The 19,205-nt window shown below is 74.3% G+C and carries 17 protein-coding genes; all 17 read right to left on the bottom strand.

Annotation, left to right across the window (positions count from 1 at the left end; all coding sequences use genetic code 11):
- Positions 1-31 precede the first annotated feature (31 nt).
- Complete coding sequence (locus tag ACFO3M_RS08310) at positions 32-1,558, bottom strand: GMC oxidoreductase (protein WP_387988104.1); 1,527 nt, start codon at positions 1,556-1,558, stop codon at positions 32-34.
- Positions 1,555-3,108 carry a GMC oxidoreductase gene (locus tag ACFO3M_RS08305; protein ID WP_387988103.1) on the bottom strand — a complete coding sequence of 518 codons (1,554 nt, stop codon included), beginning with the start codon at positions 3,106-3,108 and terminating at the stop codon, positions 1,555-1,557. The genes ACFO3M_RS08310 and ACFO3M_RS08305 overlap by 4 nt, the downstream gene beginning before the upstream one ends.
- On the bottom strand, positions 3,105-4,136 hold the full coding sequence (locus ACFO3M_RS08300; protein ID WP_387988102.1) for a sugar phosphate isomerase/epimerase family protein: 1,032 nt from the start codon (positions 4,134-4,136) through the stop codon (positions 3,105-3,107). The genes ACFO3M_RS08305 and ACFO3M_RS08300 overlap by 4 nt, the downstream gene beginning before the upstream one ends.
- Positions 4,133-4,543 carry a C-glycoside deglycosidase beta subunit domain-containing protein gene (locus tag ACFO3M_RS08295; protein ID WP_387988101.1) on the bottom strand — a complete coding sequence of 137 codons (411 nt, stop codon included), beginning with the start codon at positions 4,541-4,543 and terminating at the stop codon, positions 4,133-4,135. The genes ACFO3M_RS08300 and ACFO3M_RS08295 overlap by 4 nt, the downstream gene beginning before the upstream one ends.
- 11 nt (positions 4,544-4,554) lie before the next feature.
- Positions 4,555-4,941: a C-glycoside deglycosidase beta subunit domain-containing protein gene (locus ACFO3M_RS08290; protein WP_387988100.1), complete on the bottom strand. Its 387-nt coding sequence runs from the start codon at positions 4,939-4,941 to the stop codon at positions 4,555-4,557.
- Complete coding sequence (locus ACFO3M_RS08285) at positions 4,941-5,948, bottom strand: sugar phosphate isomerase/epimerase family protein (RefSeq protein WP_387988099.1); 1,008 nt, start codon at positions 5,946-5,948, stop codon at positions 4,941-4,943. Before ACFO3M_RS08285 ends, ACFO3M_RS08290 begins: the two co-directional genes overlap by 1 nt.
- Before the next feature lie 15 nt (positions 5,949-5,963).
- The gene (locus tag ACFO3M_RS08280) at positions 5,964-7,190 is read right to left on the bottom strand and encodes an ABC transporter ATP-binding protein (RefSeq protein WP_387988098.1); all 1,227 of its coding nucleotides are present in this window, start codon (positions 7,188-7,190) and stop codon (positions 5,964-5,966) included.
- A gap of 28 nt (positions 7,191-7,218) precedes the next feature.
- A complete protein-coding gene (locus ACFO3M_RS08275) occupies positions 7,219-8,118 on the bottom strand; it encodes a thioredoxin family protein (RefSeq protein ID WP_387988097.1) in 900 nt (299 codons plus the stop codon).
- A complete protein-coding gene (locus tag ACFO3M_RS08270; protein ID WP_387988096.1) occupies positions 8,115-9,194 on the bottom strand; it encodes a Gfo/Idh/MocA family protein in 1,080 nt (359 codons plus the stop codon). Before ACFO3M_RS08270 ends, ACFO3M_RS08275 begins: the two co-directional genes overlap by 4 nt.
- Positions 9,195-9,371: 177 nt before the next feature.
- Positions 9,372-10,205: a carbohydrate ABC transporter permease gene (locus ACFO3M_RS08265; protein WP_387988095.1), complete on the bottom strand. Its 834-nt coding sequence runs from the start codon at positions 10,203-10,205 to the stop codon at positions 9,372-9,374.
- Between the two features lie 13 nt (positions 10,206-10,218).
- Positions 10,219-11,172: a carbohydrate ABC transporter permease gene (locus ACFO3M_RS08260; protein ID WP_387988094.1), complete on the bottom strand. Its 954-nt coding sequence runs from the start codon at positions 11,170-11,172 to the stop codon at positions 10,219-10,221.
- A gap of 64 nt (positions 11,173-11,236) precedes the next feature.
- Positions 11,237-12,478 (bottom strand): ABC transporter substrate-binding protein, encoded by a 1,242-nt coding sequence (locus ACFO3M_RS08255; RefSeq protein WP_387988093.1) that lies wholly within the window; start codon positions 12,476-12,478, stop codon positions 11,237-11,239.
- 266 nt (positions 12,479-12,744) lie between these two features.
- Entirely contained in the window at positions 12,745-14,013 is a 1,269-nt protein-coding gene (locus ACFO3M_RS08250; protein ID WP_387988092.1) for an ROK family transcriptional regulator, read from the bottom strand.
- Positions 14,014-14,122: 109 nt separating this feature from the next.
- Positions 14,123-15,388 carry an ROK family transcriptional regulator gene (locus ACFO3M_RS08245; protein WP_387988091.1) on the bottom strand — a complete coding sequence of 422 codons (1,266 nt, stop codon included), beginning with the start codon at positions 15,386-15,388 and terminating at the stop codon, positions 14,123-14,125.
- A 116-nt stretch (positions 15,389-15,504) separates the two neighbouring features.
- Positions 15,505-16,662 (bottom strand): RNA polymerase sigma factor, encoded by a 1,158-nt coding sequence (locus ACFO3M_RS08240; protein ID WP_387988090.1) that lies wholly within the window; start codon positions 16,660-16,662, stop codon positions 15,505-15,507.
- The gene (locus ACFO3M_RS08235; protein ID WP_387988089.1) at positions 16,659-17,066 is read right to left on the bottom strand and encodes a YciI family protein; all 408 of its coding nucleotides are present in this window, start codon (positions 17,064-17,066) and stop codon (positions 16,659-16,661) included. Before ACFO3M_RS08235 ends, ACFO3M_RS08240 begins: the two co-directional genes overlap by 4 nt.
- Positions 17,067-17,180: 114 nt before the next feature.
- On the bottom strand, positions 17,181-19,022 hold the full coding sequence (locus ACFO3M_RS08230; protein WP_387988088.1) for a GMC family oxidoreductase: 1,842 nt from the start codon (positions 19,020-19,022) through the stop codon (positions 17,181-17,183).
- Positions 19,023-19,205: the final 183 nt, after the last annotated feature.

Below are 19,205 nucleotides of genomic sequence, written 5' to 3'. Positions count from 1 at the left end.
TCGGGGGGTCGTCGGGGTCCTGGGGGTGCCGCTACTCGCTCGCCGCGCCCGCCACCGCCGGCTCGCCGGCGAGGTCGGCCGCGAGCGCCCGGGCGGCCCGGATGGCGAGGGCCACGCTGGTGAGCGTCGGGTTGCACGAGTTGGCGGTCGGGATGAGCCCGTTGCCGGCGAGCACCAGGCCGGGCACGCCCCACACGCGGGAGAAGGGGTCGCAGACGCTGGTGCCGTCGTCGGCCGGTCCCGTGCGGACGGTGCCCATGTAGTGCAGGGAGCTGCCGGCGGGCATGACCTTCGGCATCCCGTCGACGAACTCCCCGAGCGCGGCGGCCGCGCGCGCCTGGTGCACGCGGGCGCGGGCGAACTCGGCCTCCTCGCGCTCGGTGAGCTCGTAGGCGATCCGGATGCCCGGCAGGCCGTGCTCGTCGGGCCGGTCGTCCTCGAAGGTCAGCCGGTCCTCGGGGCGGGGCCACTTGCGGATGCCCCAGCCCATGCCCACGTAGCCGGCGGGGTTGTCCCGGAACCGGCTGCCCTCGGGCAGCGGCGCCGGCGACACCGGGTTCCACATCAGCTGGGCGTGGTACGGGTGCCGCTCCTCGTCGAAGCCGACGGACACGATCGCCCGGATCGGGTCGACCGGGGCCGTCGGGTCCTCCCGCTCGGGCAGCAGGTCCGGCCGCACGGCCACCACGCCGAACAGCAGCGGGTGCTCGGTCAGGTACCGGCCGAGCGCGGCGGGCCGGATGCCGGAGGCCCACAGCAGCTGCGGCGTGCGCAGGGCGTCGGCGGCGACGACGACCGCGTCGGCGCGCACCTCCTCCTCGGTGCCGGTGCGCAGGTCGCGCAGCACCGCGCCCACCACCCGGTCCCCCTCGCGGACCAGCCGGACGCAGAGGGTCTCCGCGCGCAGGGTGAAGCGGTCGTCGGCGGGGACGCCGTCGAGGACGACGTCGGTGCCGCTCCAGCGCAGGGAGCCGTCCGGCCGCGGGTCGGCGGCCACCGGCAGCGGACGGACGGTGATGCCGTCGGGGGCGAACTCGGCGCGGACCGTCTCGAGGATCGCGGTCGCCTGCGGCGAGCCCGCGAAGTCCGGACGGTGGACGTGCAGCAGCTCCTCGGCCTCGGTGACCAGTTCCTCCCACTCGGCCGCGTCGAGGAACGGGATCCGCTCGCTGCCCACCGGTCGCGGCGTGGCGCAGGTCCAGTGGACGCCCTGGCCGCCGACGCAGGTGGCGCCGGCCGCCGCGGGCATGCCCGGTGAGCCGTCGGCGGCGCGGCCGATGAGGTGGGTGCCCTGCCGGGCGGTGATCGTCCCCTCGACGACGACGCCGCCGGGGATGCCCGACACGCCGCTCTCGCTGGACCGCCCCTGGGAGGCCAGCCGCGCCGCCGCCTGCTCCTCCGGGTCGGGGATGTTCTTGACGTTCATGCCGGCCGGGCGGCTGACGAGCGGCCCGGCCTCGACCATGAGCACCGAGACGTCGGTCAGCTGCTCGAGCAGCACCCGGGCGTGGGTGGCCCCGGTCGGCCCACTGCCGACGATCAGGATGCGGGCGGTCATGCGTGCGCCTCCTCGGCGACGGGGGTCGTGGCCGGCTGAGCGGCCGGCTGAGCGGCCGGCTGAGCGGCCAGCTGCGCGGCCACGGCCCGGGCGGTGAGCACGCCGAACGCGACGGCGGTGAGGGTGGGGTTGCAGGCGGTCGCCGTGGGGATGACGTTGTTGCCGCCGACGTAGAGGTTGGCGGTGCCCCAGACGCGGCCGGTCGGGTCGCAGACGCTGGTGCCGTCGTCGGTGCGGCCCATCCGGGTCGTGCCGAGGTAGTGCAGCGAGCTGCCCGGGGGCATGACGAACGGCTCCCCGAGCGGGCGGCCCAGGGCCCGTGCCGCCGAGGCGACCTCCTCGACGGCCGCGGCGACGGAGGCGCGGTCGGCGTCGCTGAGGGCGTAGTCGATGCGGATGGCCGGCAGCCCGTGCGGGTCGAGGTCGCCCTCGTCGAACCGGACGCGGTTGTCCGGCGAGAGCTCCTTGCGGCAGAACCAGCCCAGGCCCACCACCTGGCCGCGCCGGACGGTGAGGCCGGGGTCCAGCGGCACCGGCGAGGCGTCCATCTGCATGACCTGGCCGTGGAACGGCCGGTCGGCGGCGTAGGGCACCCAGGAGACACCGGAGACCGGGACGATCGCCCCGCCGCCCGGCGCGGCGGCGGCGGTGACCGGGAGGTCCGCGTCGACGGGCGCGTCCGCCGGGACGTACCGCTCGTCGAGCAGGGAGGCGGCCATCACCTGCGGGTGCTCGGTGAGGTACCGGCCGAGCGCCTGCGGCCGGATGCCCGAGGCCCACAGCAGCTGCGGCGTGCGGAAGGCATCGGCGGCGACGACGACGGCGCGGGCGGGGATCGTGTACCGCTCCCCCGACGCCAGGTCGACCGCCTCCACGCCGGTCACCCGGTCGCCGTCCAGCAGGACGCGCCGGGCCAGGGTGCCGGTGCGCAGCTCCACGCCCGGCCGCTCCCACAGGTCCCCCGCGATGATCGCCGGGCCGGTCCAGTGCAGCGAGCCGTCCTCGCCGACCGTGACCGCCACCGGCATCGCGCCGACCGGCCGGCGGTGCGGCCGGTCGAACAGCTCGCCCAGGACCCGCTGCACCGCGCCGGTCAGCGGCGCCCGGTCGAAGGCGTGCGTCGTCACCGCCAGCAGCGCCTCGGCGCGGGTCAGCGCCTCGTCCAGCACGTCGGGGTCCACGCAGTCGGGCACCTCGTCGTCGACCGGCCGCGGGCAGGCCGCGGTCCAGTGCGCGCCCATCCCGCCGACGTTGGTCGAGATCGCCGCGTTGGGCATGTCCGGAGCGCCGACCAGGGCGGTGCCCGGCCGGGCCGGCGTGCCGCCCGGCAGCGGACCGGGCCCCGTCGCCAGCGCCGCGAGGGCGGCGTCGCGGGCCTCGACGTCGGCGATGTTCTTCACGTGGCCGCCGGCCGGGTCACCGAGCGCCTGCCCGGCCTCGAGCACCAGGACGCGCAGGCCGGATCCGGTGTCGGCCAGCTCCCGCGCCACCGCGGTGCCGACCGGCCCGGAACCGACGACGACGACGTCGACGTCGTGGGACGTGCTCATCGGGCGGCCACCGCGGGTTCGGCCTCGAGCAGCCGCTTGAGCATGTCGTGCTGCGCGCGGACCTGGTCGAAGGCGCTGTACCGGTCGCTGTAGGCGTGGGCCTCGTACTCGCTGGAGACGAAGCCGTCGTAGCCCTGCTCGCGCAGGACGCGCGCGACGGCCGGCCAGTCGATCGACGGGTCGGTGAGGCCGTCGGGGCCCTCGACGATCCCGTAGAACTTGCCGTGCACGTGGACGACGTGGGGGAAGAAGTCGGCCCACCGCTCGGGCGCCATGCGCCCGTGCATGGTGAACAGCATCTTGAGGTTGCCGATCTGGGGCGGCGTGGCCCCGGCCTCGGCCGCCCGCCGCTCCAGCTCCGGGAACTTCGCCATGGTCGGGCCGGGCTCGGCCCACAGCTCCTTGGTGAGCGCGGTGAGCTCCGGGGCGATGCCGGCGGCCCGGTGGGCGTCGTCGACGGCGTCCGGGACCGCCCGCATGCTCGCGCTCATGTCCGGGATGAAGCCCAGCCACGGGGTGTCCAGCCGGGTGAACAGCTCCTTGAGCGCGGCGACCGGCGGGGCGTCGAGCGTCAGCGGGGCGTGGATCTCCACGCCGACCTTGACGCCGAGCTCCTCGGCCAGCGGCAGCAGCCGCTCGAGGATCGCCGGGCCGGTCTCGATGCCGACGCGCGCGACGGGGAAACCGAGCGCGGCCGCCCCGCGCAGCTGCACGGCGACGTACTCGTGGGACTCGTCGTCCGAGAGCAGCCGGCCCGGGTACAGGCCCAGGTCGTTGTTGATCGCCAGGCACGACGGCGTGAGCCCCGAGGACTCGAGGACCCCGCGGACCTCCCGCTCCTGGTCCCCGGACAGCCGGGGCCAGCCGCGCAGGCTCTGGAAGGCGACCATCTCCAGCCCGGGGCCGAGGTCGCGGGCGGCGACCTCGCGGACGAGCGAGGCGAAGTCCCCGCCGGGACGGCGCTGCTCGAGGGTGAGGCTGAACAGGGTGGTGCCGAGGCGGGGCAGCCCCGGCGCGGTGTCCGTCACGAGCGTGCTCCCGCCGCGGTCAGGGTCTTGTCGGTGGCGCTGGGCGCCACCAGGGGCACCCGGTCCGGACCGGTGAGGATGTAGGGGATCGACAGGCCCAGCAGCAGCTGGACCCGGTGCTCGCGGCCGGGCGCCGTCTCGACCGGCGTGTGCAGCACCAGCGGGTCGGTGGTGAACCAGTACTCGTCGCCGGCCCCGGCCACCTCGGTCAGCGGGTGGCGGGTGCCGTTGACGGTGACCGACAGCTCGGCGGGGTCGATCCGGCGGCCGTCGACGGTGAGGTCGACGCGGGCCAGCGAGGGCAGCGGCAGGGCGCGGTACCAGTGCGAGTAGACGGCGATGTCCAGGCCGTCGGGGGTGGCGGTGAGCGAGTCGGCGCGCACCACCTGGTCGTCGAGGGGTCCCATGTCCGTTCCTCTCAGGCGGCCAGCGTCAGGCGCTTGCTGTCGCGGCCGCCGCCGGGCACCGGCATGTACGAGATGCGCAGGCGCACCGCGACGGCGACCTCGTGCTCGCCGGGCGTCAGCGGCTCGTCGGTCTCGAAGGTGAGCCGGGCCCGCTCCCCCATCTCCCAGCGGTCGTCGGTGGTCCGCGGCAGCTGGTCGAAGGTGTAGGTGTTGCCGTGCACGGTGAAGGTGGTGCGCGCCGGCGGCACGGGGCGGCCGTCGAGGACGAGGTCGACGGCCTCGACCATCGACAGCGCCAGGCCGCGGTAGTACGGCATCCGCACCTCCACGACGCCGCCGGTGCGGCCGTCGTCGAGGGCGCGGAAGCCCTCCTCGCAGACGATGTACCTGTCGAACATCAGGCGTCCTCTCCGGTGGTCTCGCCGAGCAGGCGGGCGAACATGGCGTGCTGGCGGCGGACCTGCTCGACGCTGTCCACGGGGTGCACGTCCTGGATGTGGCGGTTGCCCTCGTACTCGCTGGACAGGTGGCCGTCGAAGCCGCCCTCGACCAGCACCGGGACGATCCGGTCGTAGGGGATCGAGTACTCGGCCCCGTCCTCGGTCATCTCGTAGAACTTCGCCTGGATGTGCCCGATGAGGGGCATGTGCTCGAGCATCGCCTTGGGCTCGCTCCAGATGTAGTGCGTCGCCTGACGGGCCAGGCCGAAGTCGACCGGGCCGCCGCCGCGGTAGTTGACGATGTCCATCAGGGCGTGGGTGTCGCCGTGGTCGTCGTAGGTCTCGACGATCAGGTCGACCAGCTCGGGCTTGGCGCCGTCCCGCAGCGCCCGCTCGCTGACCACGCGCGGGAACCGCTCGACGTAGACGCCCATATCGGGCATCAGCCCCAGCGCGGGCGACCCCGTGCGGTACATGACCTCGAGGTGCTCGAGGATCCACGGGTGCTCGTAGTGGAAGGGCGCGTGCACCTCGAGCAGCAGCCGGACGCCCTGCTCCTCGGCGTAGGGCGCCGCCTCCTCCATGACCTCCGGCGGCGTGTTGATGATCGCCCGGACGACGGTCGCGCCGAGCCGGACGGCGATGTCGACGTCGCGGCAGATCGAGGCGACCTGCTCCTCGCGGGTCAGCCACCGGTCCCGGTGCAGCTTGGTGTCCAGGAAGAGGTCGGTGGCGACCGGCGTGGTGCCGTACCGCTCCATCCAGGAGAACCAGTTCCCGACGAACTCGTCGCTGACGTGCGGGAACCCCGGGATCATCTGCTCGGGGATGATCTCGATGCCCCGGGCGCCGATCTCGCCGGCGACGCGGATGCAGTCCTCCACGGACAGCGTCCGGAGGAAGTACTCCTCCTGGAACGAGTAGAGGCTCACGCCCCGCTTGATCTGGTGTGCCGGTGCGCTCACGGGGATCCCTCCCGGTCAGGCGGTCGCCGCGGCCAGGCGCGGCGACCGGGGGGCGATGGCCTGCCCGGTGGACAGGTCGAAGAAGTGCAGGGCCGACGGCGGCACGGCGAACTGCGCGCGGGTGCCCTCGCGGACGGCCGCGGTCCCGGGCAGCCGGGCGTGGAGGACCGAGCCGGAGCCCAGCGCCCGCAGGTCCTCGGCGGCGGCCTGGTCGATGTCGGCGGCGATCTCCAGCGTCGCCTCGGTGACGACGGGGTCGGCGTCGACGCGGAGGTGGAGCAGCTTCTCCGGGGGGAGGTTCTCCACCAGCTCGACGTCGGCGACCAGCCGCGGCCACGCGGGATCGGCGCCGGCCGCCTCGCGCAGCGCCTCGGGACGCAGTCCGAGGGCGACCGGGGTGGCGTCCGCGCCGGCGAGCGCCGGGTGGGCGTCGAGGGCGCCGGCCGGCAGCACCAGCCGCTGGGAGCCGAGCACGATCTCGGCGCCGGTGGGCGTCCGGGTCACGGTGGCGCTCAGGACGTTCATCGGCGGGGAGCCGATGAACTCGGCGACGAACAGGTTGGCCGGGGACTCGTAGAGCTCGTCCGGGGTGCCCAGCTGCTGCAGCACGCCCTTGCGCAGGACCGCGATGCGGTCGCCCATCGTCATGGCCTCGACCTGGTCGTGGGTGACGTAGAGCGTGGTGGTCCGGTACTCGCGCTGGAGGTTGCGGATCTCGGCGCGCATCTGGCCGCGCAGCTTGGCGTCGAGGTTGGACAGCGGCTCGTCCATGAGGAAGGCCTGCGGCTGGCGCACGATCGCCCGGCCCATGGCCACCCGCTGCCGCTGCCCGCCGGACAGCGCCTTCGGCTTGCGGTGCAGCAGCTCGGTGAGGCCGAGGGACTCGGCCGCCCTGTCCACCCGCTGCCTGACCTCGGCCTTGCCGACACCGGCGCACAGCAGCGGGAAGCCGATGTTGTCCCGCACGGACATGTGCGGGTAGAGCGCGTAGTTCTGGAAGACCATCGCGATGTCGCGCTGCGAGGGGTGCACCTCGTTCACGACGCGGTCGCCGATGAGCAGCCGGCCGTCGGAGATCTCCTCCAGGCCCGCGGCCATGCGCAGCGCGGTCGTCTTGCCGCACCCGGAGGGACCGACGAGGACGAGGAACTCGCCGTCGCGGATGGACAGGTCGAGCTCGGAGACGGCCTGCGTCCCGTCCGGGTACCGCTTGGTGATCCGGTCGTAGGTGATCGATGCCATGACTGCTCCTGCTGCGGGTGGGGGTCGGTCAGGACGGGCTGTCGGCGCGGGCGGGCGTGCGGGGGTCCACCCAGTGCGGGAGGTCCCAGGGGCGGGCGAGGGCGTCCCGGAGGCGGGCGTCGAGGTCGGCGGCGTCCGGCAGCGGCGAGCTGCGGCCGTCGTCGCGGGCGTAGACGCGGCAGGTGAGGGCAGGCGGGGTGTCCACGGGGAAGAGGTCGCGGCGGCCGACGGTGAAGGTGGGCGACCCGGGGAAGCCGAGCTGCGCCGCCTCCTCGCGGGTGCGGACCTCGCGCTCGACGACGTGCACGTCCGCCCGGCCGAGCTCGGTGAGGGTGTCCCGGAGCAGGGCGGCGGCCCGGTCGTGCGTGGGGCAGCCGGCCCACCAGAGCAGCTCCACCCGCCACTTGAGCGAGCAGCCGGCCGGCGAGGTCAGCGGCCGGGTCACCTCGCGCCCGGCCAGCACGTCGTCGAGCGCGGCGCGCAGCCAGCCGGCGTCCTGGGCCGGGTCGTCGTGGTCGCCGTCGGGGGCGCCGTGGTAGCGGACCAGCCCGGCCCGGTCGACGACGAAGACCTCGGGGGTCGCGGTGGCGCCGTAGGCACGGGCGGCCGACTGCTCGGCGTCGCGGAGGAAGGGACCGGCGAGCTCGCCGGCGGCGACGCGGCGCCGCATGCCCTCGAGGGAGTCCTCGGGGTGGTCGGTCTCGTCGTTGCTCACGACCTGCAGCACGACGACGTCCCGGTCGGCGTAGGAGCGGGCGACGTCCTGGACGCGGTCGTGCCAGGCGCGGGCGAACGGGCAGCCGTTGGCGGTGAAGACGACGACGGTCGCCGTGTGCGCGCCGGGGTCGAGCCGGACCGCCGCCCCCTCGGTGTCCGGGAGGACGAACGACGGCGCGGGGTCGCCGACGGTGAGCCGGGTGCCGGTCACGCCGCGACCTCCACCCAGGCCTGCGTCGCCGCGGACCGCAGCACCGCCCGCGTGACCCGGGCGGCGCGCGCGCCGTCGGCGAAGGTGGGCAGCCCGTCGGGCGCCTCGCCGCCGACGGCGGAGTACGTGTCGGCGACGAAGGCGTCGAAGCAGTCCTGGTAGCCCTGCGGGTGGCCGGCGGGGACGACGGAGTAGCGCGCGGCGGCCGGGTGCTCGGAGGAGCCGCGCAGCAGCTGCCGGTTGACCTCGCGGCCGCCGATCCACAGCGAGTCGGGGTTCTCCTGGTCGAAGCACAGGCTCTCGGCCGCGCCGTCGACGGAGAACCACAGCCGGTTCTTCCGGCCGGGGGTCACCTGGCTGACGGTCAGGTTGCCGACCGCGCCGCGGTCGGTCTCGAACAGCACGACGGCGGCGTCCTCGGTGGACACCGGGCGCCCACCGCGCTCCGGGTGCACGGTCAGCGTGCGCGCGGCCAGCCGGGTGATCCGGTGGCCGGAGACGAACTCGACCAGGTCGCACCAGTGCACGCCGATGTCGGCGAAGGCCCGCGAGGCGCCGCCGGTGGCGGCGTCGACCCGCCAGTCGTCGTCGGCGCCGTCGGCCAGCCAGTCCTGCAGGTAGGAGCCGTGCAGCAGCCGCACCGGACCGGCCGTCCCGTCGGCCACGCGGGCCCGGGCCTCGCGCACGGTCGGGTAGAAGCGGTAGACGAAGGGCACGGTGGCGGTCACCCCGGCGTCGGCGGCCAGCGCCCGCAGCTCCTCGGCCTCGGCGGCGTCGACGGCCAGCGGCTTCTCGCACACGACGTGCTTGCCGGCCGCGACGGCCGCCCGCACCAGCGGGGCGTGCGAGGCGTTGGGCGTGCACACGTGCACCACGTCGACGTCGTCGGCGGCCAGCAGCTCCTCGACGGTGTCGCAGGCCGACTCCGCCCCGATCCGCTCGCGACCGGCCCGCGAGGACTCCGGCGTCGACCCGGCGACGCGGGTGACCACACCGCCGCCGCGCCGGACGGCGCGGGCGTGCACCGTGCCCATGAAGCCGACACCGACGATGCCGGCCCGGATCCGATCGCCCACGGGATCTCCTTCGGTGGTGCGGCGGCCACCTGCGTGACCTGGGACTCATACTTCTTCCGATTGTCGGAGGAAGTCAATGACGAGAGTGCTGTTCCTGGTGATGGAGCGCATCGGCGCCGTCGATGCCCGCGCGGGGCGCTCCTCCCGCCGGGCGGGCGGCGGGAGGAGCCTGGGGCCCTACTTGATGCCGCCGGCGAAGCCCTGGATGAAGCGCTTCTGGGCGAAGAGGTAGAAGGCCAGGATCGGGATCATCGAGATGATCACGATGGCGAAGATCTTGTTCCAGGCCGAGACCAGCGAGCCGACGTAGTAGTACATCGACACCGTCAGCGTCTGGCTGTCCGAGCCGCCCAGGAAGATCAGCGCGGTGAAGAAGTCGTTCCAGACGATGAGGCCGGTCAGGATCGCCACCGTCCCGGTCGCCGGCGCCATCAGCGGCAGGACGACCCGGAGGAACACGCGTGCCGGGCCGGCGCCGTCGAGCGCGGCCGCCTCCTCGTAGTCCCGGGGGAGGTTGCGGAAGAACCCGGCGTAGAGGAAGACCGCCAGCGGCATGAGCGTGCCGACGTAGAGGACGATCATCCCCCACACCGAGCCGACCAGGCCGACCTGCCGGGCACCGATGTAGAGCGGGATGAGGCCGAGCTGGGTCGGCAGCACGATGGCGACGAGGAAGAGGTAGAAGGCGACGCTCCCCCACCTCGCCGTCGTGCGGGCCAGGACGTAGGCCGCCAGTGAGCCGAAGGCGACCAGGCCGAGGATGCTGCCCACGGTGATCACCACGCTGTGGAACAGGCCGAGCAGGATGTTGGAGTCACCGCCGGCCGTCAGCACCTCGGTGAAGTTCTCGAGGGTCGGCCGGCTCGGCGGGGTCGAGGACCCGGTGGTGAGCAGCTCCTCGTCCGGCTTGAGCGCGTTGATGACGAGGAAGTAGAACGGCAGCAGGGTCAGCAGGGCGACGGCCCAGACGAGCACCTCGCGCAGTGCCGTCGCCTTCGTGTAGCGGAACATCGGCTCGGATCCCTTACGACCGGTCCTTGGTGGCAGCCTGCTGCAGCACCGAGAAGACGAGCATGATGAGGGTCAGCAGGAGCGCGAGTGCGGCGCCGAAGCCGAAGTTGCTCAGCGCGAACGTCTCCTTGTAGACCTGCGTGGCCAGCGTCTCCGTCGCCCCCGCGGGTCCCCCGCCGGTGAGCGCCATGACCTGGTCGAAGACGCGCAGGCCCTGGATGAGCATGAGCGTCGACGCGATCGCCACCGAGGGGCGGATCGACGGCAGCGTGATGTACCGGAAGCGGCGCCAGGTGCTGGCCCCGTCCAGCGCCGCCGCCTCCTCGATCTCGGCCGGCACGGTGGCCAGTCCGGCGAGGTAGATGACCATCACCATGCCGGTCGTCTGCCAGGCCATGACGACCAGCACCGCCCACAGGGCCAGCGTCGGGTCGGCGAGCCACGTCTTCGGCGCCATGCCGAACCAGCCCAGGACGCCGTTGAGCGGGCCCTTGAAGTCGAAGATGAACTTCCAGATGTAGGAGACCGCCAGCGGGCTCAGCACGACCGGCATGAAGAACAGGACCCGGAGCAGGTAGCGCGTCTTCAGCGTGCGGTTGAGGGCCAGTGCCAGCAGCAGCCCGACGACGTTGGTGGCGATCAGGAAGCCGAAGGCCAGGAACAGCGTGTTCTTCAGCGACCCGATGAGGGTGGGGTCCTCGAAGATGCGGCGGAAGTTGTCCAGGCCGACGAAGTCGAAGTCGCCGATCCCGGTCCAGTTGGTGAAGGCGTAGAAGGCCCCGCCGGCGGTGGCGACGTAGTGGATCAGCAGCACCGCCAGGACGGCGGGCAGCGCCCACCACCAGCGGCCGTAGGTGATGAGCGGCCGGCTCCGCCGGGAGCGGGCGGAACGCCCGCCCCCGGCGGCCGGGACCGTGCCCCGGACGACTGCACCGGTGTCCTGCGGGGTGCCCATGGTTGCGGTCATCGTCAGTCCCTCGGTGCGTCCGGAGGTGCGGTCGGGAGGTGGTGCCGGGATCAGCCGGCCCGGGTCACTGGTCCCAGGCCTGGTCGATCGACTCGAGCACGGACTGGACGTCGCCCTGGCCGGCGAGCAGGCCCTGGACGCCGGTCGACAGCGCGTCGTACACGCCCGGGTTCGGCCAGGCCAGGTTCGGCAGCGGCGCGTAGTCCCCGTTCTCCAGCAGGTCGGCGACCGGCTCGTACACCGGGGACAGGTTCTCGTCCGGGCCGGTGATGGCGACCCCGCCCTGCAGCTCGGTGAACCGGGCGGCGTTCTCCGGCTCGGCCATCCAGGCCAGGAACTCGCGCGCGGCCTCCTTGGCGCCCTCGTCGGCCGAGGCGTTGATCGACAGCGCGTAGTTCGGGCTGGCGAGCAGGAACGGCTCCCCGCCGTCGGCCGGCGGGAACGGCTGCACCTGCAGGTTGAGCCCCGGGCTGGCGTTGGCCAGCTCGGTGGCGGCGGCCCCGGGGACGAAGGCGCCCAGCGAGGTGCCCTGCGTCAGGCCCTGGGTGATGGCGTCGAAGCCACCACCGGCCGCGCCCTGCTGGAAGCAGCCGGCCTCGTTCATGTCGACGATCGTCTGCAGGGTGGCCTGCCAGCCCTCGCTGTCGGCGAAGCTGACGTCACCGGCCGAGCGCTGCTCGTTCCAGTCCGGGGTCTCGGCGTAGACCCGGGTGGCGGAGATGGCCATGGCCATCAGGCCCATGTTCGGCGGGGCGGATCCCGCGGCGGCGAGGAACGACTTGCCGTCCCCGGCCAGGGTGCCGCAGGCGTCGATCATCGCGGACTCGTCCGCGGGGACCTCGACGCCGGCCTCGGAGGCCGCGCTGGAGTTCCAGACCATGCCGACGGGGATGATGCTGGTCGGCTGCGCGTAGACCTTGCCGTCGATCTCGAACAGCGACTCGTTGCCCTCGGGGATGAGGGCCGCCGACTCCTCGCCGAGCTCCTCGATGTAGCCGGCCTCGGCCATGGGCAGCACCGCGTTGGCGTTGCCGGCGCCGGGCGAGAACATCAGGACGTCCGGGGCGCTGCCGCCCTGCAGCTGGGTGCGCATGGACAGGCCGTAGCTGTCCGGCGGCAGACCCTGCGTCTCGATCTGGACGCCGGTCTCCTCGGAGTACTGGTCGGCGAGCAGCTGCCAGGGGTTCTCCTGCCCGCCCGAGGCGTTCTCGAAGGCGAAGCTGAAGCTGTTCGCGGCCCCGCCGGAGCCGCCGGAGCCGCTCTCCTCGTCCCCGCCCCCGCAGGCGGCGAGCGTCAGCGCGCTCACGGCCGGAACGGCGACGAGGACCCCGATGCGGCGGAGCCCCCGGTGACGGTGCTGGGTCATGTGTTGCCTCTCTCCACGTGTCCGGGGACCGGACGACGACTGCGACGCTGGATGTCGAGCACCGCGTCCGGCCGCTGGAGCGCCGTCCGCGTGATGGCAACCACATACTTCTGCCATCGAGCGGAGGAAGTCAATGCAACGTGGACGTAACGCTGGTGATGCCGGGCATCAGCCGTGGTGATGACGTGGACCACAGCGGTCCGCCGTCACGCGGACGGGCGGTCCGGCGTGTCCACGATCTCCGGATGACCGGACGGGGAGCCCCAGGGCAGCCACAGCGCCAGCCGGTCCGGCGTGAAGAGGTTGTCCAGGACGAGGTGGACGGCGCCGGCCAGCCCGGCGGCCGCCCCGAGCGCGGACGGCTCGATCCGCAGCGTGCGCGTCGCCAGCGGCAGCGACCGCCGGTAGACCGACTCCCGGATGACCGCCAGGACGTGGTCGCCGGCGTGCACCACTCCCCCGCCGAGGACCACCAGGCCGGGGTTGTAGAAGCTGACCAGGGTCGCCAGGGTGCCGCCGACCAGCCGGCCGGCCCGCGCGAGCAGGGCGCGAGCCGCCGGGTCGCCGCGCTCCGCGGCGGCGGTCACGTCCGCGGCCGTCAGGTCGCCCCGGGCCGCGAGGGCCTCGGCCAGCACCGGACTGCCTCCGCGCTCCGCCAGCTGGCGCCCGTCGCGGGCCAGGGCCGCCCCACCGGCCACCGCCTCCAGGCAGCCCACGTTGCCGCAGCGGCAGATGACCGTGTCGGCCTCGGCGACGGCCACGTGACCGATGTCGCCGGCACACCCGTTGACCCCGCGGTGCAGCCGCCCGCCGGACACCAGGCCGGCGCCGATGCCCGTGCCGATCTTGACGTAGAGCAGGTCGCCCGTCGCGGCGGCGGCGGGGTTGGTGCGCAACTCGCCCAGCGCGAGGACGTTGACGTCGTTGTCCACCCAGACCGGGGCGGCGAAGCGGCCGGCCAGCCGCTCGCGGACGGGGTAGCCGTCCCACCCCGGCATGATCGGCGGGGCGACGGGCCGCGAGGTGGCGAACTCGACGGGGCCGGGGACGCCCACCCCGACGCCCCACAGTGGCGGCGGGTCCGTCAGCCGGGCGAGCAGCCCCTCGACCAGCTCCTCGACCCGACCGAGCACCCCGTCCGGTCCGTCGGCGACGTCCACGGGCTCGTGGGTCTCCACGAGGACGTGACCGGAGAGGTCGGCGAGTCCCACGGCCATCCCGGTGGCGCCGATGTCGGCGCCGGCGACCAGGCCCGCCGCCCGCCGCAGCCGGAGCCTCCGCGGGGCACGGCCGCCGTTCGACGGAGCCAGCCCGTCCTGCGCGACGAGACCGGCCGCCTCCAGGTGGGCGACACGCTGGGCCACGACGGTCCGGCCGAGTCCGACCCGCTGGACGAGCCGGGGCTGGGTGATCCCCGGGGAGGTCCGGATGGCGTCGAGGACGGCGACGAGTCCGTCCGACCGGTCACCGGACACCGGCGACACCGCCCGGGCGGCCGGTGTCCACGTTCACGGACGCAGCGTAACGGAACTTCTACCTCTCTGCGGCAGAAGTTCGGGGCTACCCGACGGAACCCGTCCCGGTTCAGGCGGGGACGTGCCCGTCGAGTGCCGTGATCGTGGCCCCGCCGCTGCGGGCGTCGAGCACCGCCGGGAGGTGGTCGGGACTGAACAGCTCTCCCAGCGCGAACTCGACGGCGCCGGTGATCCCGGCGATCTCCTGGTCGAAGGCCGACGGCTCGATCCTCAGGTCCCGGGTCGCCGAGGGCAGGGCCAACCGGTAGATCTCCTCGCGGATCGCGGCCAGGACGTGGGCGCGCGCCCGGGCGACGCCTCCGCCGACCACCACCAGGTCGGGGTCGAACACGTTGACGAGGATCGCGAGACTGCGCCCGATCATGGTGGCGCTGCGGTGCAGGAGCGCACGGGCCGCGGCGTCCCCCCGGCCCGCGGCCTCGGTGACGTCGACCGGGCGGATCCGGCCGGTGCGGGCCAGGACCCGGGCGAGGGCGGGGCTCTGCGCCGTCTCGGCCAGTAGCCGGCCGTCGCGGACCAGGGCCGCACGCCCGGCGACCGCTTCCAGGCACCCCGTCCTGCCGCAGTGGCAGGCCACGTCGTCCGCGCCCGGTACCGGGACGTGGTCGATGCCGCCGGCGAGCCCGTGGGCGCCCCGGTGGATCCTGCCGTCGAGCACCACCGCGGCGCCGAGGCCGTAACCACCGCCCAGGTAGATCATGTGCCGCGAGCGCGCCGCGACCGGGTTGACCCTGCGCTCACCGAGAGCCGAGAGGTTGGTCCGGTTGTCCACCCAGACCGGGACCCCGAAGCGTTCGGCCAGCCGCTCCCTGATGGGGTGGCGGCTCCAGTCCGGGAGCGTCGGCATGGTGGCCGGTTCGCCGCTGTCGTAGGCCACCGGCCCGGGCATGCCGACACCGAAGGACCACAGGCTGCGGTGGGCGCCCACCTCGTCGACCAGCTCGGCGGCCAGCTGCTCGACGGCGCCGATGACGATCTCGGGTCCGTCGACGACGTCGATCTCCCGGTGGCGCGTCTCCAGCAGCGCGCCCGAGAGGTCGGCCACCCCGACCACGAGCTCGTTCGTGGCGATGTCCGCGCCGAGCACGTAGCCGGCCTCGCTGTGGAGACGCAGGCGGCGCGGCGCCCGGCCACCCGTGGAGGGCCCGAACCCGTCGGAGACGACGAGGCCGGCCGCCTCCAGCTCCGCGACCCGCTGCGCGACGACGCTCCGGCCGAGGCCCACCTGTTCCACGAGCATCGGCTGCGTGATGTCCGACGAGCTGCGGATGGCGCCGAGCACGGCGGCGAGGCCGGCGTAGCGGTCACTCGGCACGACTGCGTCTCCTCCCCTGTCCGGTCGCTCCCATCATCCGGCGCAAGTGCAGCACGGTGACGGCCCACCGGCACGAGATCGTCCCGAGGGGTCACCGGCGAGCGGTCGGGACCCCGTCAGCGGGACCGGCCCGCGTTGAGCCGGGCGGCCTGGCGCAGCAGGTGGTCGCGCTCGGCGAGGTCGGTCGCCCTCCCGGCCGCCTCGGCGTACAGCCGCGCCGCCGTCGCGAGGTCGCCGTCGCGCTCGTGCAGGTGCGCCGCGACCGCGGTGTGGCGGGGCAGCGAGTCGTCCAGCGCCGCCAGCTCCGCGAGGCCCGCGCGGGGTCCGTCGGCCTCGCCGACGGCCACCGCCCGGTTGAGCCGGACCACCGGGCTGCCGGTCAGGCGGACGAGTTCGTCGTACCACTCGACGATCTGCACCCAGTCGGTCTCCGCCGCGGTGGGCGCGTCCGCGTGCAGCGCCGCGACGGCGGCCTGGGCCTGGTACTCCCCCAGCCGGTCCCGGGCGAGGGCCGCCTGCAGGATCCCGATCCCCTCGGCGATCAGCCCAGTGTCCCACCGGCTCCGGTCCTGCTCGGCGAGCGGCACCAGGCTCCCGTCGGGCGCGGTCCGGGCGGCGCGCCGGGCGGAGTGGAGCAGCATGAGGGCGAGCAGCCCCTGCACCTCGGGGTGGTCGACCACGGCCGCGAGCTGCCGGGTGAGCCGGACGGCCTCGGCGGCGAGGTCGACGTCGCCGGAGTAGCCCTCGTTGAAGACCAGGTACAGGACGCGCAGCACGGTGGCGACGTCGCCCGGCCGGTCCAACCGCACGCCGGAGACGGTGCGCTTGGCCCGGCTGATGCGCTGCGCCATGGTCGCCTCGGGCACCAGGTAGGCCTGGGCGATCTGGCGGGTGGTCAGCCCGCCGACCGCCCGCAGCGTGAGCGCGACCGCCGACGACGGCGTCAGCGACGGGTGGGCGCACAGGAAGTAGAGGTGCAGCGTGTCGTCCGCGGCCGGCACGGGCCCGGGCGCGGGCTCCTCCTCCACGACGTCCTCGCGCCGGCGGCGGGCGGCGTCGGCGCGGGTCGCGTCGAGGAACCGGCGCCAGGCCACCGTCACCAGCCAGCCCTTCGGGTCCCGCGGCGGGTCGGCCGGCCAGGTGCGGACCGCCTCGACCAGCGCGTCCTGCACGGCGTCCTCGGCCGCCGCGAAGTCGGCTCCGCGGCGGACGAGGACGCCCAGCACGCCGGGGGTGAGGCTGCGGAGCAGGACCTCGTCCAGCGGGGCGGTCACTCCGTGATGGTGGGCGGTGCGCCCAGGAAGGGACGGACCTCGAGCCACTCGTGGATCGGCTGCCCGCCCGCCCCGGGGGCGGCCGACAGCTCCCCGGCCAGCTCGACGGCGCGCTCCTGGCTGTCGACGTCGATGACCATCCAGCCGGCGATGAGGTCCTTGGTCTCGGGGAACGGGCCGTCGGTGACCGGCGGGCGGCCCTCGCCGTCGTACCGGACCCACAGCCCCTCCGGGGAGAGCGCCTGGCCGTCGACGAACTCGCCGGTCCCCTCCAGCCTGGCCGCGAAGTCCTCCATGTACTGCACGTGGGCGGAGATCTCCTCCGGCGTCCACTTCTCCATGGGGACGTCGTTCACCGCCGCCGGGGCTCCGCGGTAGTGCTTGAGCAGCAGGTACTTGGCCATCGTGGTCTCTCCTCGGTGCCGGTGCGGCCCATCCTGGCCGCTCGCACCCCGGGGACGGAGCCGGTCCCGCGTTCTCGACACCGCCGTCCGGATCTCCTGGCGCCGGACGGCGGGTCACGCGCCGACGAACTCCCGGAGCCCGACGCCGTGCTCCCGCGCGAGCAGCTCGGCCGCCTTCTCGCCGATCATGATCGTGGCGGCGTTCGTGTTGCCGCTGACCACGTTCGGCATGACGCTCGCGTCCGCGACGCGCAGCCCGCCGACGCCGAGCACGCGCAACCGCGGATCCACGACCGACCCGATCCGGCAGGTGCTCGTCAGGTGGTAGACGGTGAACGAGTAGTGGCGCGCCAGGTCGGCGATCAGCTCGTCGCTCGGGACGTCGCCGCGGGTGTGACCGTGCGTCTCGGCCAGCCGCCGCGGCACCAGGAGGTCGCCGACCTCGTGCTCGCGCCTCATCCGGTCCACGACGTCGAGCGCCCGGCGCACCACCGCCGTCATCACGGCCACGTCGTGCGGGTCGGTGAGGTAGTTCATCCGGATGTCGGGCGCGGCCAGCGGATCGGCGCTCGCCAGGCGGACCTCGCCCTCGCTGTGCGGCTGCACCGGGTTCGCGAGCACGAAGAGGTTCTCGGCGGTCGGCGACAGGTCGACGGCCGGGTCGTCGAAGTACTCCGCCGCGTCGACGTGCAGGCAGGAGTCCCAGATGTCGACGGAGTAGCCACACACGAACACGGCGATCTGCGCGTCGTGGGTGTGCTCGTCCCCGAGGCCGGTCGAGAACCAGGCACCCGCGTCGTAGAGCGACGAGGACACCAGCCCGCTGCCGGTCGTGGACCACTCGGTGAGCTGGCGCTCCGCCTCCGCCTTCAGCTCCTGCAGCTCCGGCGGCAGGGACGCGTCGTCGGCCGGGTCGGCCGGCAGTGGACCGGCCGGCGCCCGCAGTGCGTCCGGCCCCAGGGCCACGCCCACACCGGCCATCGAGACGCCCAGCCCCGGCGCCGGGTGCATCAGGCCCACCTGCAGGTGGTCCTTGAGGTGGCGGCCCACCTCGGGTGCGTCGACCAGGCACCGGACGCCGAGCGACTCCAGCTGCCCGCGCGGCCCGACGCCCGAGAGCATGAGCAGCTGCGGGGACCCGACCGCGCCGGCGCTGAGGACCACCTCGCGCGCAGCGTCGACCACCTCGGTGGTGCCGGCGGCCGTGACGTACTCGACACCGGTCGCCCGCAGGGCACCCGGCTCGCCCGAGAGGAGCACCCGGGTGGCCTGGGCGTGCGTGATCACCGTCAGGTTCGGCCGCTGCTCGGCCTCGCCCTCGAGGAACGCGTGGTAGGTGCTCGAGCGCCTGCCCTGCTTCGTGGTCGTCTGGAACAGCGAGACGACGCCGGCCGGGCCACCCCGGTCGCGGCCGTTGTAGTCACCGAGCGGGATGCCGGCGGCGACCGCGGCCTCGACGAACGCCTGCGCCCCCGGCAGCACCGGGCTGCGCACCGACACGCCGAGCGGCCCCTCCGTGCCGTGGGCAGGCAGGTCGAGTGGGAGGGCCTCGCTCGGCACCAGCCCCTCGCTCTTCCGGAAATAGGGCAGGACCTCCGCGAAGCTCCAGCCGTCGGCGCCGCCGGCGGCCCAGGCGTCGAAGTCACCCGGGTGGCCGCGCACGTAGGCCATGTAGTTGATGCCCGACGAGCCGCCGAGCATGCGGCCGCGGGGCACCATCATCCGGCCGCCTCGCAGCCCCTTGCCGCAGGCGCCCGCGTCGGCGGTGAGCATCCAGTCGGTCTCGGGGTCCGCCTGCAGGACCGGGCAGGCGGCCGGCACCAGCTCGACCGCCGGCGGCCGGTCCCCGGCCTCGATCAGCGCCACCCGGACGTCCGGGTCCTCCGACAGCCGGGATGCGATCACCGCTCCGGCAGAGCCACCGCCCACGACGACGAAGTCCACGCTGCCCGCCATCGCGCGACGGTAGTACCGGCACCCGGACGTCGACAGTGCGTTCGGCCACGGGACCCGCACCCGCGACCGGGCAGGACGCGCTGCGGCGCGGCGCCGGTCCTGAGCCCGGACCACGCCGTCACCCTCCTGGACGCCGGCGCCGTGGTCCTCGCCCTCGCCCTGCACGACCAGGCGGAGCCCGCC

It is taken from the genome of Geodermatophilus arenarius (assembly GCF_042654585.1).
Classification (GTDB): domain Bacteria; phylum Actinomycetota; class Actinomycetes; order Mycobacteriales; family Geodermatophilaceae; genus Geodermatophilus; species Geodermatophilus arenarius.
The sequence above is the reverse complement of the archived record's forward strand: the minus strand, read 5'-3'. Positions and strand labels throughout refer to the sequence as shown.